Origin of the sequence: Klebsiella sp. Shm-1 (genome assembly GCF_040804525.1) — a bacterium.
GTDB lineage: Bacteria > Pseudomonadota > Gammaproteobacteria > Enterobacterales > Enterobacteriaceae > Klebsiella > Klebsiella pneumoniae.
The window spans coordinates 2,422,105-2,438,102 of record NZ_CP161823.1 but is presented as its reverse complement, the minus strand read 5'-3'; the positions used below and the strand labels follow the sequence as shown (position 1 = coordinate 2,438,102).

At 61.5% G+C, this 15,998-nt stretch carries 15 protein-coding genes and 1 riboswitch; of the genes, 11 read left to right on the top strand and 4 right to left on the bottom strand.

Annotated features, from left to right (window positions below):
- Window positions 1-195 precede the first annotated feature (195 nt).
- Window positions 196-297: riboswitch (TPP riboswitch) on the top strand.
- A 68-nt stretch (window positions 298-365) separates the two neighbouring features.
- From tenA to AB1E37_RS11890, 7 genes are all read left to right on the top strand, one after another.
- Window positions 366-1,061, top strand: a complete 696-nt coding sequence (gene tenA / locus AB1E37_RS11920) for a thiaminase II (RefSeq protein WP_032447587.1) — start codon at window positions 366-368, stop codon at window positions 1,059-1,061.
- Entirely contained in the window at window positions 1,058-1,786 is a 729-nt protein-coding gene (locus AB1E37_RS11915; RefSeq protein ID WP_004180001.1) for an ABC transporter ATP-binding protein, read from the top strand. The genes tenA and AB1E37_RS11915 overlap by 4 nt, the downstream gene beginning before the upstream one ends.
- A complete protein-coding gene (locus tag AB1E37_RS11910; protein WP_004143673.1) occupies window positions 1,783-2,523 on the top strand; it encodes an ABC transporter permease in 741 nt (246 codons plus the stop codon). The genes AB1E37_RS11915 and AB1E37_RS11910 overlap by 4 nt, the downstream gene beginning before the upstream one ends.
- Window positions 2,524-2,547: 24 nt before the next feature.
- Window positions 2,548-3,483: an ABC transporter substrate-binding protein gene (locus AB1E37_RS11905; RefSeq protein ID WP_032447588.1), complete on the top strand. Its 936-nt coding sequence runs from the start codon at window positions 2,548-2,550 to the stop codon at window positions 3,481-3,483.
- A gap of 306 nt (window positions 3,484-3,789) precedes the next feature.
- Window positions 3,790-5,175, top strand: coding sequence for a diaminobutyrate--2-oxoglutarate transaminase (locus tag AB1E37_RS11900; RefSeq protein WP_002905540.1), 1,386 nt, complete (start codon window positions 3,790-3,792; stop codon window positions 5,173-5,175).
- Window positions 5,176-5,184: 9 nt separating this feature from the next.
- Window positions 5,185-6,666, top strand: a complete 1,482-nt coding sequence (locus AB1E37_RS11895; RefSeq protein ID WP_004217942.1) for an aspartate aminotransferase family protein — start codon at window positions 5,185-5,187, stop codon at window positions 6,664-6,666.
- Window positions 6,667-6,860: 194 nt separating this feature from the next.
- Window positions 6,861-7,754 carry a LysR substrate-binding domain-containing protein gene (locus AB1E37_RS11890; protein ID WP_032447589.1) on the top strand — a complete coding sequence of 298 codons (894 nt, stop codon included), beginning with the start codon at window positions 6,861-6,863 and terminating at the stop codon, window positions 7,752-7,754.
- Between the two features lie 588 nt (window positions 7,755-8,342).
- Here AB1E37_RS11890 and AB1E37_RS11885 read toward each other — a convergent pair.
- The 4 genes from AB1E37_RS11885 to AB1E37_RS11870 form a co-directional block, all read right to left on the bottom strand.
- Entirely contained in the window at window positions 8,343-9,533 is a 1,191-nt protein-coding gene (locus AB1E37_RS11885; protein WP_032447590.1) for a cytochrome c biogenesis protein/redoxin, read from the bottom strand.
- A 102-nt stretch (window positions 9,534-9,635) separates the two neighbouring features.
- Window positions 9,636-10,979 (bottom strand): HAMP domain-containing sensor histidine kinase, encoded by a 1,344-nt coding sequence (locus AB1E37_RS11880; RefSeq protein ID WP_085855803.1) that lies wholly within the window; start codon window positions 10,977-10,979, stop codon window positions 9,636-9,638.
- Window positions 10,976-11,716, bottom strand: a complete 741-nt coding sequence (locus AB1E37_RS11875) for a response regulator (RefSeq protein ID WP_004180014.1) — start codon at window positions 11,714-11,716, stop codon at window positions 10,976-10,978. Before AB1E37_RS11875 ends, AB1E37_RS11880 begins: the two co-directional genes overlap by 4 nt.
- 86 nt (window positions 11,717-11,802) lie before the next feature.
- Window positions 11,803-12,795, bottom strand: a complete 993-nt coding sequence (locus AB1E37_RS11870) for an alpha/beta fold hydrolase (protein WP_004189934.1) — start codon at window positions 12,793-12,795, stop codon at window positions 11,803-11,805.
- A 243-nt stretch (window positions 12,796-13,038) separates the two neighbouring features.
- Between AB1E37_RS11870 and AB1E37_RS11865 the strand changes: the two genes are divergently transcribed.
- The 4 genes from AB1E37_RS11865 (at window position 13,039) to pqqC (ending at window position 15,996) form a co-directional block, all read left to right on the top strand.
- Complete coding sequence (locus AB1E37_RS11865) at window positions 13,039-14,058, top strand: dipeptidase (RefSeq protein WP_032447592.1); 1,020 nt, start codon at window positions 13,039-13,041, stop codon at window positions 14,056-14,058.
- A 136-nt stretch (window positions 14,059-14,194) separates the two neighbouring features.
- Entirely contained in the window at window positions 14,195-14,266 is a 72-nt protein-coding gene (gene pqqA, locus AB1E37_RS11860; protein ID WP_002905689.1) for a pyrroloquinoline quinone precursor peptide PqqA, read from the top strand.
- A 54-nt stretch (window positions 14,267-14,320) separates the two neighbouring features.
- The gene (gene pqqB / locus AB1E37_RS11855; RefSeq protein WP_004143684.1) at window positions 14,321-15,247 is read left to right on the top strand and encodes a pyrroloquinoline quinone biosynthesis protein PqqB; all 927 of its coding nucleotides are present in this window, start codon (window positions 14,321-14,323) and stop codon (window positions 15,245-15,247) included.
- Window positions 15,241-15,996 carry a pyrroloquinoline-quinone synthase PqqC gene (pqqC, locus tag AB1E37_RS11850; RefSeq protein WP_004143685.1) on the top strand — a complete coding sequence of 252 codons (756 nt, stop codon included), beginning with the start codon at window positions 15,241-15,243 and terminating at the stop codon, window positions 15,994-15,996. Before pqqB ends, pqqC begins: the two co-directional genes overlap by 7 nt.
- Window positions 15,997-15,998: the final 2 nt, after the last annotated feature.

The following is a 15,998-nucleotide window of genomic DNA, read 5'->3' as shown; positions in this document are numbered from 1 at the left end:
GCCTGCGGTTTTAGTTAAAAACGGTATTCAGCGCCGACAACGAAACTATTGCGCGCGTAAAAGCCGCTCTTCCGTTCGTCGCGGCCCGGTGGTTAGTAGTTCTTGCGCGGAAAAGCGCTGGCTATCCCCCATTACCATCATCCTGCGTCAAGGTGGCGCGGTGATTGTATTCAAAAGGTGAATGTCGTATAACATAGCGCTACCGAGGGGTGTCCCGTGAGGGCTGAGATGGCGCAAGCCGAACCCTTTGAACCTGATCTGGGTCATGCCAGCGAAGGGACGGGTCGGCAATTTTGCCAGCATTACCGCCATTGCCTGTTCACACCCCTGCACGCCCGGATCTCCCCTGAATAAATGGAGGTCCTGTGATCGTTCCCGCTTTTAGCCAAGGTCTTTACGGCCGTTTACGCCAGCTGGCCGCCGCTGACTGGCAGCGCTATGTGGCGCATCCTTTCGTCCAGCAACTTGCCGATGGGACGCTGGCGGAAAACGCCTTTCGTCGCTATCTGACCCAGGATTATCTGTTTCTGATTCACTTTGCCCGCAGCTACGCGCTGCTGGTGAGTAAACTGCGCGCGCTGCCGGAGATGCGGGCCGCGGCCGCCTCAATGAATGCCATCCTCAACGAACTGCCGCTGCACGTCGGCTACTGTGCCCAGTGGGGGATTAGCGAACCGGAGATGGCCGCCCAACCTGAAGCCCCCGAAACCCTCAACTATACACGCTACGTGCTGGATATTGGCCACTCGGGTGACGCGCTGGATCTACTGGTCGCGCTGATGCCCTGCGTGGCCGGTTATGCGGAAATCGGTCTCGGCCTGCTGCAGCATCCCGCCACCCGACTGGACGATAACCCCTACGCCTCGTGGATCCGCAACTATGGCGATGAAGGCTATCTGCACGGCGTCAACGCCGCGCTGGCGCTGCTGGAAACGGTGTGGCAGCAGCGCGGGAGCGAGGCCCGGATCACTGAGCTGAGCGAGATTTTCACCACTGCCACCCGCCTTGAGGCGCAGTTCTGGCAGATGGGCCTCAACGCCGCGGCGGAGACCCGGGCGTGACGGCGCCGGGTATCGAGGTCCGTGGCCTGAGCCTGCATGTCGGCGACCGTCGGCTGTTCGACAACCTGTCGTTTACGGTCCCCGGCGGGCAGTGGGTGTCGCTGCTCGGCGCCAGCGGCGCCGGCAAAACCAGCCTGCTGCGGGTGATGGCCGGTCTGGCGCCCGCCACCCGCGGAGAAGTGGTCGCCAGCGATGGGCAACCGATTCAGGGCCGTCTGGCGTGGATGGGGCAGAAAGATCTGCTCTACCCCTGGCTGAGCGTTCGGGACAACGTCGCCCTCGGCGCGCGGCTGCGCGGTGAAAAAGTCGATCGTGCCCGGGTCGCCGCTCTGCTTGAACAGGTTGAGCTTTCATCCTGCGCCGACGCCCGCCCGGCGACTCTCTCCGGCGGCATGCGTCAGCGCGCCGCGCTGGCGCGCACGCTGTATGAGGATCGCCCCATCGTGCTGATGGATGAGCCTTTCTCGGCGCTGGATACCCTCACCCGTACGCGCATTCAGACCCTGGCGGCCACCCTGCTGGCCGGTCGCACGGTGGTGCTTATCACCCACGATCCGCAGGAGGCCTGCCGGTTGAGCCACCGCCTGCTGGTCCTCTCGGCGGCCGACGGCGACATTGATGATAGCCATCACCTCGCCGGCACACCTCCGCGCGCGCCGGACGCGCCCGATCTCCTGATCGGCCAGGCCGCCCTGCTGCAGCAGCTGATGAGGGCCCAACCATGACCGGACGTCTCTGGCGCGGCGGCATGGTATTCGGCGGGCTGATGCTCCTCTGGGGTCTGGCCAGCCGCAGCGGCATTCCCCATTTTCTTTTACCGTCCCCGATGGCGGTCGCCGAGGCGCTATGGGTTAATCGCGCCTATCTCGGCTGGCATACGCTTATCACGCTCAGTGAGATCCTGAGCGGCCTGGCGCTGGGCGTGACGCTCGGCGTCACCCTGGCGCTGGGCATGATCCTCTCCCCCCGTCTGCAGCGCTGGCTGATGCCGCTGGTGCTCACCAGTCAGGCGATCCCGGTCTTTGCCCTCGCCCCGCTGCTGGTGCTGTGGCTGGGCTTTGGCATGAGCGCCAAAGTGGCGATGGCGGTGCTGGTGATTTTCTTTCCGGTAACTTCCGCCTTCTTTGATGGCTTGCGGCGGGTCAACCAGGAGTATCTCGATCTGGCGCGCAGCATGAATGCCTCCTTCGGCGCTCAGCTGCGACATGTCCGCCTGATGGCCGCCCTGCCGGCGCTGGGCTCTGGCCTGCGCATGGCGGCGGCGGTGGCGCCCATTGGCGCGATCATCGGCGAATGGGTCGGCTCCGCCGAGGGGCTGGGCTACGTCATGCTCAACGCCAATGCGCGACTGCAAACCGATATCTGCTTCGCCGCGCTGTTTATTTTAGTACTACTGACCCTCCTGCTGTGGCTGGCGGTAGATACCCTGCTACACCGGCTGATCGACTGGTCGCCGGAATAAGAATGACGTAATAAAGGAAAACAGATGAAAAAGTCGCTATTCGCCGGGGCAACCCTGACGGCACTGGTCAGCGGCCACGCGCTGGCTAATGAACCGCTGACGCTGGTGCTGGACTGGTACATTAATCCCGACCATGCGCCGATTATGGTGGCCGAGCAGATCGGCGCCTTTAAGGCCCAGGGGCTGGACGTCAGGATTGTCCCCCCTTCCGATCCCGCGCTGCCTCCGCGCATGGTGGCCGCCCGTCAAGCGGATCTGGCCATCACCTACCAGCCGCAGGTGCACTTCTTCGCTGACGAAGGGTTACCGCTGGTGCGTGTAGGGACTCTGATTAATTCGCCGCTGAATACGGTTATCGCCCTGGATAAGCAGATCAAAACCCCGGCAGATCTACAAGGCAAGAAGGTGGGCTACTCGGTCAGCGGAATTGAGCAGGCCACCCTGGCGACCATGGCGCAACATGCAGGGATCGATCCGGCCAGCATCAAACTGGTGAACGTCAATTTCCAGCTGACCAGCGCCCTGCTGGCCGGCCAGGTGGACGCGGTTATCGGCGGCTATCGTAATATAGAAGCGCAGGAGCTGAAGCTGCAGGGCAAAACGCCGGTGGTGATGAACGTCGAAGATTACGGCGTGCCGGCCTATGACGAGCTGGTGATTGTCGCCCATCGCGACGCAATTCATGAGGCGAAGATCCGTAAATTCCTCACCGCCCTGCAGGCGGGTGTGGGCTATCTGCGCGCCCATCCGCAGAAGAGCTGGGAGGCGTTCGCCGCCGCCCACCCGGAGCTTAGGACCGAACTCAACCACCAGGCGTGGTTGCAAACCGTGCCCCTGTTCGCCACCGATCCGGCAGCGCTGGATAAAGCGCGCTACGAGACTTACGAACAGTTTTTATATAACAATAAGTTGGTGAAAAAAGTTACACCTTTAACAAATTATGCGGTGGAACTGCATTGAGTCTTGCTATCGCTGACGGAAGGCATTCCGTCAGCGCTTTAACGTAGCGGCAATAAAAATATAGAGACTTTCTCACTAATAATTACACTTTAAAGGGTTATAGTGACAGAGCGTTGTTCTATTATAATTCAGCAAGTTACGTTAATTTTGCCCCTGGTAAGAATAACGTCAAAATAGCGCAATCAATAAAACGTTGAATGCAGATTTAAAAAGCCATATATTGTGCGCGCTTTATGAATGCCAATTCAATTTCTTACACCAATTATTCAACCAGCGTTCAACCGCAATGCTGGTTGTGGGAGTGATATGATGACGGATAAAGTCCGTATTGATACTTTACGTGCCGATTTATTAGACGCAAACAACGAAACCTTTTTGGCCCGTCAGGCCGAATTCGAATCGAATGTCAGGAGTTACCCGCGTAAGCTGCCGCTGGCTATCACTAAAGCCGAAGGCGTGTGGCTGACGGATGCGGATAACAAACAGTACCTGGACTGCCTCGCGGGCGCCGGTACTCTCGCTCTGGGCCACAACCACCCTGATGTATTGCAGAGCATCCAAAGTGTCATTACCAGCGGCTTGCCGTTACATACTCTCGATCTTACCACCCCGTTAAAAGATCGCTTCTCCGAATACCTGCTCTCTTGCCTGCCGGGCGAAGGGAAAGAATATTGCCTGCAGTTCACCGGCCCGTCCGGCGCTGACGCCGTGGAAGCCGCGCTGAAGCTGGCGAAAAAATACACCGGTCGTACCGCGGTGATCAGCTTCTCCGGCGGCTATCACGGGATGACCCACGGCGCGCTGTCCGTCACCGGCAACCTGTCGCCGAAAGCGGCGGTTAACGGCATGATGCCGGAAGTCCAGTTCATGCCTTACCCGCACCTGTATCGTTGCCCGCTGGGCATCGGCGGCGAAGCCGGCGTGAAAGCCCTGACCTACTACTTCGAAAACCTGATCAACGACGTGGAGAGCGGCGTCCGTAAACCGGCGGCGGTGATCCTTGAAGCCGTTCAGGGCGAAGGCGGTGTGAACCCGGCGCCGGTCGAGTGGCTGCAGCGCATCCGCAAAGTGACCGAAGAGCACGGCATTCTGCTGATCGTCGATGAAGTGCAGGCCGGCTTTGCCCGTACCGGTAAATTCTTCGCCTTCGAGCACGCCGGTATTCAGCCGGACATCATCGTGATGTCGAAAGCGGTTGGCGGCGGGCTGCCGCTGGCGGTGCTGGGCATTAAAAAGCAGTTCGACGCCTGGGAACCGGGTCACCACACCGGCACCTTCCGCGGTAACCAGCTGGCGATGGCCACCGGCCTGACCACCCTGCGTCATCTGCGCGACAACAAGATCGCCGACAAAGTCGCCGCCCAGGGCGAGTGGCTGAAAGGTAAACTGGCCGAGCTGCAGAAACGCTACCCGGTGATTGGCCACGTTCGCGGTCTCGGTCTGATGATCGGTATCGAAATCGTCAAGCCGAACGAAGCGCAGGATCACATGGGCTGCTACCCGGCTGACGGCGAACTCTCTGCCCTGCTGCAGAAGAAATGCTTCGAAGCGGGCCTGATCCTCGAGCGTGGCGGTCGTCACGGCTGCGTGCTGCGCCTGCTGCCGTCCCTGCTGATCAGCGACGCGGAGCTGGACGTGTTCCTCGACAAATTTGAACAGGCCCTGCTGGCCGCCGGCGTAAAACCGGTCTGAGTGGAGTAAGTGACCGCCATGTCCACATTGAATCCGATTCTTGCTGGTTCAGCGCAGAGCGTTGAAGCCTATCAGCAGGTTATCGAGCAGACCAGCCAGGCCGTTGTGCAGTGGCTGAAGCAACCTGAGATGTATCAGGGGAAAAGCGTTGACGAGCTGCGTGAGCGTATCTCCCTAGAATTTAACGAACAGGGTTTGGGTAACCAGGCGGCGATTGATCGTGCGATCGAGTACTTCCTGAAAGACAGCCTGTCGGTGCATCACCCGCAGTGCGTGGCGCACCTGCACTGCCCGAGCCTGGTGATTAGCCAGGCGGCGGAAGTGCTGATTAACGCCACCAACCAGAGCATGGACTCCTGGGATCAGAGCCCGTCGGCAACCATTATCGAGATGAAGCTGATCGAATGGCTGCGCGCCCGGGTCGGTTTTCCGGCGGGCGACGCCGGCGTCTTCACCAGCGGCGGCACCCAGAGCAACCTGATGGGCCTGATGCTGGCGCGCGACGCCTTCTTCGCCCGTCAGGGGCACTCCATCCAGCAGGATGGGCTGCCGGGGGATATCCGCAAGTACAAAGTCTTGTGCTCGGAAAACGCCCACTTCTCGGTGCAGAAGAACATGGCGCTGATGGGCCTCGGCTACCGCTCGGTAACGCTGGTGAAAACCGACGAATTCGCGCGGATGGACGTGTCCGACCTGCAGGCGAAGATTGCGCAAGCGCAGGCTAACGGCGAGCAGATCATGGCGATCGTCGCCACCGCCGGCACCACCGACGCGGGCGCTATCGACCCGCTGCGCGACATCGCCGGTATCGCTGCGGAACATCAGATCTGGCTGCACGTTGACGCAGCCTGGGGCGGCGCCCTGCTGCTGTCTGAGCAGTATCGCGACTACCTTGACGGTCTGGAGCTGGTGGATTCCGTTACCCTGGACTTCCATAAGCAGTTCTTCCAGACCATCAGCTGCGGCGCATTCCTGCTGAAGGACGCGCGCCATTACGAGCTGATGCGTTATCAGGCGGCCTATCTGAACTCCGAGTTCGATGAAGAACACGGCGTACCGAACCTGGTGTCTAAGTCGCTGCAAACCACCCGTCGCTTCGATGCGCTGAAGCTGTGGATGGGTCTGGAAGCGCTGGGCCAGAAACAGTATGCGGCGATCATCGATCACGGCGTCACGATGGCGAAAAACGTGGCGGAGTACGTGAAGTCGCAGCCGACGCTGGAGCTGGTGATGCAGCCGCAGCTGGCGAGCGTGCTGTTCCGTTCCCGTCCGGCGCAGATGGCCGGAAGCGACGCGGCGGCTATCGCGCTGCTCAACCAGCGCGTCGGCGACGCCCTGCTGGCCTCCGGCCGCGCTAACGTCGGCGTAACCGAGCACAACGGCGTTACCTGCCTGAAGCTGACCCTGCTGAACCCGGTGGTGACGCTGGATGACGTGAAGGTTCTGCTGAACCTGGTGGAGCGCACCGCTCAGGAGCTGCTGGCGCAATAACCTGCCTTAGCGAGGCGGCGCCTGCCGCCCCGCTGTCAGCCTTGCCTGCAATAAGCCGATAATGTCCTTATCGGCTTTTTTTTATTTCTTTCCGCACCGCTAATGCTCTCTTCGCAGGGCCCGTTGACCCCTGCCCCTCGCGATGCCACAGTACTATCCCGAAAATAACAACGTTCAGGATAAACGTCCTGAAAATGGGGATGATGATGGAGAAACGCTTACCAGGGCTGGATCTCGACGCCCTGCGCAGCTTTGTGACCGGCATGGAGTGCGGCAGTTTCGCCCAGGCAGCGCTGCGCCTGTCGCGTTCCACCTCCGCGGTCAGCGCCCAGCTTAAAAAGCTGGAGAGCCAGTGCGGTGCGGCGCTGGTGACCAAACAGGGGCGGCATCTGGTGCTCACCGCGGAAGGCGAAAAGCTGATGAGCTACGCCAGACGCCTGCTGGCGCTCAATGATGAAACCCTGCGCGCGCTGCAGGGTGAGCGGCTCACCGGCGAGATCCACCTTGGTATGCAGGAAGATTTTGGCGAATCGCTGATGCCGGAGATCCTCGGGCAATTTAAACGGCATCATCCGCAGGTGCGGATAGTCGCCAGGGTGGATCGCAATGGTCCGCTGCGCCAGGCGCTGGCGGAAGAGGCGCTGGATCTGGCGCTGCTGTGGCAAACCGAAGATCAGGGTTCCGGGCTGGGCCTCTGCCCGCTGGCGTGGATTGCGCATCCTGACCTGGATATTCGCGCTCTGCTGGTCTCCGGCGAGCCGCTGCCGCTGGTGATGTTCGACAGCCCGTGCCTGATGCGCTCCCGCGCCATTGCCTGTCTCGATGCCGCGGGGATCCCCTGGCAGGTGGTGTTCGTCAGCCACAGCCTGAGCGGCATCTGGGCGGCGGTGCAGGCCGGGCTGGGCCTGACGATACGCACCCGCATCGGCATGCCAGGCAACCTGCGCCCCGCAGGAGGACTGCTGCCAGCGCCAGGAAGTCTGGCCGTCAGCCTGCGACAAACCCCGCGTGAGGAACACCATTCCGCCGCCGTGGCGCTGCTCGGCGAACTGATGACCGAGGCCCTGCAGGGATGGCTCGACAGGTGACGCTGTCACGTCATTTCCATTCACCCTCACCCTAACCCTCTCCCTGAAGGGAGAGGGAACCGTACGGCAGCATCTGTTACCCCCTCCACATTCTGTCTCCCGGGCAAGCGTAGCGCAGCCCAGCCCAGCGCCTCTCCCGCTTCAATGCCCGGTGGCGGCTGCGCCTTACCGGACCTACATTCTCCCTGCGCGCTCATGTAGGCCGGGTAAGCGCAGCGCCGCCCGGCAACAGGCACAAGAGATGAACGGAACCGCCCGGCAGCCACCGACAATGGGCATTCTGCGCCTCTCCCGCTTCAATGCCCGGTGGCGGCTGCGCCTTACCGGGCCTACATTCTACCTGCGCGCTGATGTAGGCCGGGCAAGCGCAGCGCCGCCCGGCAATGGGCACAAGAGATGAACGGAACCGTTCGGCAGCCACCGACAATGAGCATCCAGCGCCTCTCCCGCTTCAATGCCCGGTGGCGGCTGCGCCTTACCGGGCCTACATTCTCCCTGCGCGCTCATGTAGGCCGGGCAAGCGCAGCGCCGCCCGGTATCAGGTATAAGGGCTGGAGGGATCCGTCCGCCAGACGCCTGCGCCGCGGGTCAGGCTTTGCTCTCCTGCAGCAGCTGCTGGATCACCTGCTCCTGGCGGGCATAATCCCCTTCGCCGAAGGCGGTATAGCGCAGCTGTCCGCGAGCGTCGAAAATGTAATGCGCCGGCCAGTACTGATTGCCGAAGGCGTTCCAGATGGCGTACTCATTATCCGCCACCACCGGGTAGGTTATCCGCCAGTCCTTCACCGCCTGGCGCAGCAGGGGCAACGAACGCTCCCAGGGATATTCCGGGGTATGAACGCCAATCACCACAAGGCCTGCCGCGCGGTATTTGTTCGCCCAGTCGCGCACGTAAGGCAGGGTATGCTGACAGTTGATACACTCCCGGGTCCAGAAATCCACCAGCACCACTTTGCCCTTCAGACGCTGCGGAGTTAACGCCGGGCTGTTGATCCATGCGCTGCCCCCCGCCAGAGAGGGCATCGCGCTGCTGGGCTGCGGCGCGGCGATCGGCTGGAGGCTGGTCTTTTGCTCCGGCTGCGGCAGACGGGCTGCCAGCCGCTGCTCCAGCGCCTGGCTCAGTCCACCAGCGCTCTGCAGATAGCGATCGCCGCCGCTGGCGATCAGCGCCACCGAGGCCAGCATCGCCCCCCCTGCCAACCGGCGCAGCCGTTCGCCGAACGCCTGTCCGCGACGCAATCTGGCGATCAACGCCGCCCCGCACCACCCCAGCAGGAATAACATCAGCGCCCCGCCGCTGCCGTAGGCCAGCAGCAAGCCGCCGGTAGTCGCCTGCCCCGGATGCACAAAGCCCAGGCTAAGTATCGCCCCCAATACCGGCCCGGCGCACGGCGCCCACAGCAGGCCCACCGCCAGCCCGGCCAGCAGAGAACCGATCCAGCCGCGCTGGCGTGAACTGGCATCGTTAAGCTGATTCCCCAACGCTACCAGGGGTGAGGTCAGCCGTTGCGCGACGCGTTGCGAAAGCAGACTCAGCCCGACCAGGGCGAAGAACGCCAGCGCCAGACCGCGGCCTGCGAGGGTCAGATTCACCACCCAGCCGCTGGCGACCGTCACCAGCCAGGAGACAGCGCCGAACATCAGCGCCATTCCTGCCAGCATGATCGCCAGCTGCCCCCGGCGGCCCCGGACACTGGCGAACAGCAGCGGGATCACCGGCAGCGTACAGGGGCTCAGCAGGGTTAACATTCCGCCCAAAAATGCAATTAATATCGACATCGCCTTCTCCTCATTATGCCGTCGCTGCCGAGAGTGGCAGCCACGACATTACAGCAAGGCCATGTAAGGCGAATGTGTCGGGAAAGGGGGAGAATTGTCGGCTTAGTTATCCGTCTTTCCCGGAGATACAGCAGGATACAATCCCGCCGCGGCAAGGCGAACGCTGGCGTCCAGGCCGCCCTGCGGGCGGTTGGCCAGGCGCAGCGCGCCGTCCATCTGGCTGACCAGCTGCGCGGCGATCGCCAGTCCCAGACCGGTGCCGCCGGTATCGCGATTGCGTGAGTCCTCCAGGCGATAAAACGGCTGCAGCACCGCCTGTAGCGCGGCCTCCGGGATCCCCGGCCCCTCATCCAGTACATGGAGGGTGACATCCCCGGCGGCGTCGCGGGTCAGGGTTACCGTGACCGTGGTGCCGAATTTCAGCCCATTATCGATAAGGTTAGTCATCACCCGGCGCAGAGCCTGCGGCGGGATCCACACCACCCCGGCGGTCTCTTCGGGACAAAACTGGACCGGCCGGCCGACATCAGCATAATCGCAGACGATGGTGTCGAGAAACGCATCGAGATTCAGCCGCTGTCGCGCCTCCTCCAGCGGCTGCGAGGTGCGGGCGAAGGCGATGCCCTCCCGCACCAGACGGGTCATATTGTCGAGATCCTGCAGTAGCTTATCGCGCAGTTCCGGCTGGTCGGCCATCTCCACCCGCAGCTTCATTCGGGTTATCGGGGTTTGCAGATCGTGGGAGATGGCGGCAAGGATCCGCGCTCGCTCCTGCAGATGATCGTGGATGCGCGCCTGCATCGCGTTAAACGCGCGGGCGGCGCGACGCACCTCCTCCGGCCCCTGCTCGGCCATAGTTCCCGCCGTGTCGCTGGCCGGCTCCAGGGCATTTACCGCGTGGGTAAAGCGGGAGATGGGCAGCAATACCTGGCGAACCGCGTACCAGGCGCAGGCCAGCAGGAGGACAAACTGAGCGATCAGCACCACCGGCAGCCAGCGGGCGATGGCCGGTAGTTTCGGCCACAGGTCGAGGGTCAACGGCGCGCCGTCGTGAAGGGTAATATGGGCCTGAATATGCTGCCGCGGGCCGGGGATCGCCACAATACTTACCGGATACTGCGCGCTCAGCGCCTCCTGCAGGGAGCGGGCCGCGTCCCGGGCGCGCCAGCTGGCCGGGTAATCGCCGCGCTCCCCGGCGTCCAGCAGATAGCGATAATTGCCGCGCGCCAGCTTCGGCAGCCATTGTGGGCGCTCAGCGGCCGGCAGGCGGTCAAGGATCGCCACGCTGGTGGCGACATCGGAAGCCAGATTGCCCAGCATCACGCTGCGAGCGCTGCTCATACGCTCATAAAACAGCAGCGACAGGGTTAAGGTATTCGCCAGCAGCAGCGCCAGAAACAGCAGCGCCATCAGCCTCGACTGCAGCGAGGCGGGCCAGAACCTCATTCATGCCTCTCGCGAATGGAGACCGGCACCGACAGCACATAGCCTTCGCTGCGCACCGTTTTAATGTAGGCCGGCTCGCGGGCATCCTCCCGTAGCCGCTGGCGCAGTCGGCTCACCAGCAGGTCAATCGACCGCTCAAACAGTTCCGCGTCGCGTCCCTGGGTCAGATTGAGCAGCTGATCGCGGTTCAGCACCCGCTGGGGATGGTCGAGAAACACCCGCAGCAGCCGATACTCCGCCCCGCTGAGGGCGACAATCGCCCCGCTGTCGTCCAGCAGATGACGGGCGGCGGTATCGAGCAGCCAGTCGCCAAAGGCGATCAGCCTGCCCGCCTCGGTGATCTGCAGGTTGGGCGGCAGCGCCCGGGTGCGGCGTAAAATAGCTTTGATGCGCGCCAGCAGTTCGCGGGCCACAAAGGGCTTAATCAGATAATCGTCAGCCCCCATTTCCAGGCCGAGGATCCGGTCGCTGTCATCGGTGCGGGCGGTGAGCATCAGCACCGGGATATCCTGCTGCGGGTTGGCGCGCAGCTGGCGACAGAGCGTTAAGCCATCCTCGCCCGGCATCATAATATCCAGCACAATCAGGTCAATTTGATGGTTTTTGAGTACCGACCACATGGCTTTGCCGTTCGCCGCGCCGCTGGCGCGATATCCCGATTTTTCCAGATAGTCGACAATCAGTTCCCGGATGTCGCGGTCGTCGTCGACGACCAGGATGTGGTCAATACGCTCCAAAGGCTGCTCCTGCGGCAAAATAAACTCTTCACAAGCATAAGCCGTGTTGCCGGAAGCGCAACGTCGCGCCTCCGGCAAGGCGCGGGTTACAAACGATCGGCGTCCACCACCGCCTGCACAAACGCCGTCGGATCCTCCTGCGGCGGGTTATGGCCCACCGCTCCCGGCAGATCCCGGTGCTCATATTTACCGGTAAATTTGGCACGGTAGCTGGCGGGAGCCGGATGCGGCGCGCCGTTATTAGCCCCTTCCAGGGTGATGGTGGGCACGGTTATCGGCGGTAGCGCCGCCAGCCGTTGTTCATAGCCGGCATACTTCGCTTCCCCTTTCTCCAGCCCCAGGCGCCAGCGGTAGTTGCTGATGGTGATCGCCACATGGTCCGGGTTATCCAGAGCCCGGGCGGTTTTGGCAAAGGTCGCGTCGCTGAATTGCCACTGCGGCGACGCCTGATGCCAGATAAATTTCGCAAAGTCGTGGGTGTTTTGCCGGTAACCGGCCTCCCCACGCGGGGTGGCAAAATAGAATTGATACCACCACGACAGCTCAGCCTGCGGCGGCAGCGGTTTTTCGCCAATCTGCTGACTGCTGATCAGATACCCGCTCACCGAGACCAGGGATTTCACCCGCTGCGGCCACAGCGCGGCGACGATATCCGCCGTGCGCGCGCCCCAGTCAAAACCGGCCAGATCCGCCTGCCTGATGTTAAGGGCGTCCATCAGATGGACAATATCGGCCGCCATCGCCGACGGCTGACCGTTACGCGGCGTGCTGGCGGAGAGGAAACGGGTCGTGCCGTAGCCGCGAAGATACGGCACGATCACCCGGTAACCCTTCTGCGCTAGAGCCGGCGCCACCTGGGCATAGCTCTGAATGTCGTAGGGCCAGCCGTGCAGCAGGATCACCGGCTGGCCGTCGCGTGGGCCGATATCCACGTAGCCAATATTCAGGTCGCCGGCGCGGATCTGCTGGATCTTGTCGAACGCCCCCGCGTCTTCAGCGGCGCAAACGGCGGCGGACCACAGGGTGGATAACCCCAGCGCCACGGCGCTGGTATAGCGGACAAGGGATAATCTGTTCATCGTTTTCTCACCTTTTATCGTCATCAAGAGAGTACGTGACCAGTAAAGCGGAAATTTGTATCCGCCATGTGCCCGACCGGGGCCATTTTTATCTCTTAATGTCAGCGCTGCGCCGCGAGATACAGTGTGATACAAAGTCGAGGTTGGCAATTGTTGCGGGCATGTGAATTTATGCTTGCCCCGGGAGATAAATCCGTTACCGTGGCAGGCATTTTTCACCACTTGAGAACGCAGGAACCCGCTATGGCGATTTTTGATGGTCACAATGACCTGCTGCTGAATCTCTGGCTTCACCATCGCGCGGATCCGGTGAGCGCCTTCTTTGCCGGGATAGAGAACGGCCATCTCGACTATCCGCGCATGCTGCAAGGCGGATTTGCCGGCGGGCTATTCGCGCTATTCGTGCCACCGCAGGAATATATTGCCCGTATGACGCCGCAATACGCCAGCCAACGATGGGATCCGATCGATATCCTCTGGCAGCAACTGGCCATCCTGAAGCAACTTATCGCCCACTCCGCTGGACGCTTGAGATTGTGTCTGAGCGCGGCGGATATCGAACGCTGCCGCGAGGATAAGGTACTGGCGATGGTGGCGCATATTGAGGGTGCCGGAGGTTTTGATGGCGAGGGCCGCGACCTGCAGGCCTTTTATGCCGCCGGGGTCCGCAGCATTGGTCCGTTCTGGAATATTGCGAACCGCTTCGGCAGCGGCGTTAACGGTTCGTTTCCCGGTAGCCCGGACACTGGGCCTGGACTGACTGCGTCAGGTATCGATCTGATTAAGCAGGCCAATGCCTTGAAGATGCAGATTGACGTGTCTCATATGAATGAAAAAGCGTTCTGGGATACCGCCCATCACTCAACGTCACCGCTGGTGGCCACCCACTCCAATGCCCACGCCCTGTGCCCGCAGCCGCGCAATCTGACCGACCAGCAACTGCGGGCGATCCGCGACAGCGGCGGCGTGGTGGGCGTCAATTTCGGCAATGCTTTCCTGCGCGCCGACGGCCGGCGCGATAGCGACACGCCCTTAACCACCATTGTCCGGCATATCGACTATCTTATTAACATAATTGGTGAGGATCATGTGGCTCTTGGCTCGGATTTTGACGGCATCACCCTGCCGGACGAGCTGGGCGATGTGGCCGGCTTACCGCGGCTTATCAATACGTTGCGCGCTAGCGGCTATGATCAATTGGTGCTGGATAAGCTGCTGTGGCGTAACTGGCTACGGGTATTAAAAAATGTTTGGCAACAATAGGTTATATTGTAAACATAAAGTTAATTCCTTACAGATTCCGGGTTGATCTCTCTCCCGGTGAAGCGCAATATGCGGCAGCCGTCACAGATCCACCATTATCCGTGAGGCCTGTAGTCATTTTTAAGAGGAACAAAACATGTGGAAGAAACCTGCTTTTATCGATTTACGTCTCGGTCTGGAAGTGACGCTGTACATTTCTAACCGTTAATCGCCCCGCCCGCCGTTCGCGCGGGCACCTTCATTCATTACCCGGTCCGTCTTCATGTTCATTAAAGTCCTCGGTTCCGCCGCCGGCGGCGGTTTCCCGCAATGGAACTGCAACTGCGCCAACTGTCAGGGTCTGCGCGATGGCACCATTCAGGCTGCCCCCCGCACCCAGTCGTCAATTATCGTCAGCGACAACGGTAAAGAGTGGGTGCTGTGCAACGCCTCGCCGGATATCAGCCAGCAGATTGCCCATACCCCCGAGTTAAATAAAGCCGGCGTACTGCGCGGAACACATATCGGCGGCATTATTCTCACCGACAGCCAGATCGACCACACCACCGGGTTGCTGAGCCTGCGGGAAGGCTGCCCACATCAGGTCTGGTGCACCCCGGAGGTTCATGAGGATCTCTCCACCGGCTTCCCGGTGTTTACCATGCTGCGGCACTGGAACGGCGGCCTGGTGCATCATCCCATCGCTCCGCAGCAGCCTTTTACCGTTGACGCCTGTCCTGATTTGCAGTTTACCGCGGTGCCTATCGCCAGCAACGCGCCGCCCTATTCGCCGTATCGCGACCGGCCGCTGCCGGGTCATAACGTGGCGCTGTTTATCGAAAACCGCCGCAACGGGCAGACGCTGTTCTATGCCCCGGGGCTGGGTGAGCCGGATGAAGCCCTGCTACCGTGGCTGCAAAAAGCGGACTGTCTGCTGATCGATGGCACCGTCTGGCAGGATGACGAGCTGCAGGCCGCCGGCGTCGGGCGCAATACCGGCCGCGATATGGGCCACCTGGCGCTCGGCGACGAGCACGGGATGATGGCCCTGCTGGCCTCTCTGCCGGCAAAACGCAAAATTCTCATTCATATTAATAACACCAACCCGATCCTTAACGAGCAGTCTCCCCAGCGCCAGGCGCTAACGCAACAGGGGATCGAAGTGAGCTGGGACGGGATGGCAATCACCCTTCAGGATACCGCATGCTGATCACTGACACGCTGTCGCCGCAGGCCTTTGAAGAGGCTCTGCGGGCTAAAGGCGCCTTCTACCATATTCACCACCCTTACCACATCGCCATGCATAACGGCGACGCGACCCGCGAGCAAATTCAGGGTTGGGTGGCGAACCGGTTTTATTACCAGACCACTATTCCGCTGAAAGACGCGGCGATTATGGCCAACTGCCCGGATGCGCAGACCCGGCGCAAATGGGTGCAGCGGATCCTCGACCACGACGGCAGCCACGGCGAGGACGGCGGGATTGAAGCCTGGCTGCGGCTGGGGGAAGCGGTCGGTTTGAGCCGCGACGATCTGCTCAGCGAGCGTCACGTGCTGCCCGGCGTGCGCTTCGCGGTGGATGCCTATCTTAATTTCGCCCGTCGCGCCTGCTGGCAGGAGGCGGCCTGCAGCTCCCTGACCGAGCTGTTCGCCCCGCAGATCCATCAGTCGCGCCTCGACAGCTGGCCGCAGCACTATCCATGGATCAAAGAGGAAGGCTATTTTTACTTCCGCAGTCGTCTGAGCCAGGCTAACCGCGACGTTGAGCATGGCCTGGCGCTGGCGAAGGCCTACTGCGACAGCGCTGAAAAACAGAACCGGATGCTGGAGATCCTGCAGTTTAAGCTCGACATTCTGTGGTCGATGCTCGATGCCATGACCATGGCCTATGCCCTGCAGCGCCCGCCCTATCACACGGTCACCGACAAGGCGGCCTGGCACACGACCCGACTGGTGTAATC

What these genes read in the sequence shown, in the direction of transcription:
- AB1E37_RS11905 (WP_032447588.1), top strand. Translation starts at nt 2,548, where the DNA reads ATGAAAAAGTCGCTATTCGCCGGGGCAACCCTGACGGCACTGGTCAGC.
- AB1E37_RS11880 (WP_085855803.1), bottom strand. Translation starts at nt 10,979, where the DNA reads ATGAGGTTCTGGCCCGCCTCGCTGCAGTCGAGGCTGATGGCGCTGCTG.
- AB1E37_RS11900 (WP_002905540.1), top strand. Translation starts at nt 3,790, where the DNA reads ATGATGACGGATAAAGTCCGTATTGATACTTTACGTGCCGATTTATTA.
- AB1E37_RS11910 (WP_004143673.1), top strand. Translation starts at nt 1,783, where the DNA reads ATGACCGGACGTCTCTGGCGCGGCGGCATGGTATTCGGCGGGCTGATG.
- pqqC (WP_004143685.1), top strand. Translation starts at nt 15,241, where the DNA reads ATGCTGATCACTGACACGCTGTCGCCGCAGGCCTTTGAAGAGGCTCTG.
- AB1E37_RS11865 (WP_032447592.1), top strand. Translation starts at nt 13,039, where the DNA reads ATGGCGATTTTTGATGGTCACAATGACCTGCTGCTGAATCTCTGGCTT.
- pqqB (WP_004143684.1), top strand. Translation starts at nt 14,321, where the DNA reads ATGTTCATTAAAGTCCTCGGTTCCGCCGCCGGCGGCGGTTTCCCGCAA.
- AB1E37_RS11870 (WP_004189934.1), bottom strand. Translation starts at nt 12,795, where the DNA reads ATGAACAGATTATCCCTTGTCCGCTATACCAGCGCCGTGGCGCTGGGG.
- AB1E37_RS11890 (WP_032447589.1), top strand. Translation starts at nt 6,861, where the DNA reads ATGGGGATGATGATGGAGAAACGCTTACCAGGGCTGGATCTCGACGCC.
- AB1E37_RS11885 (WP_032447590.1), bottom strand. Translation starts at nt 9,533, where the DNA reads ATGTCGATATTAATTGCATTTTTGGGCGGAATGTTAACCCTGCTGAGC.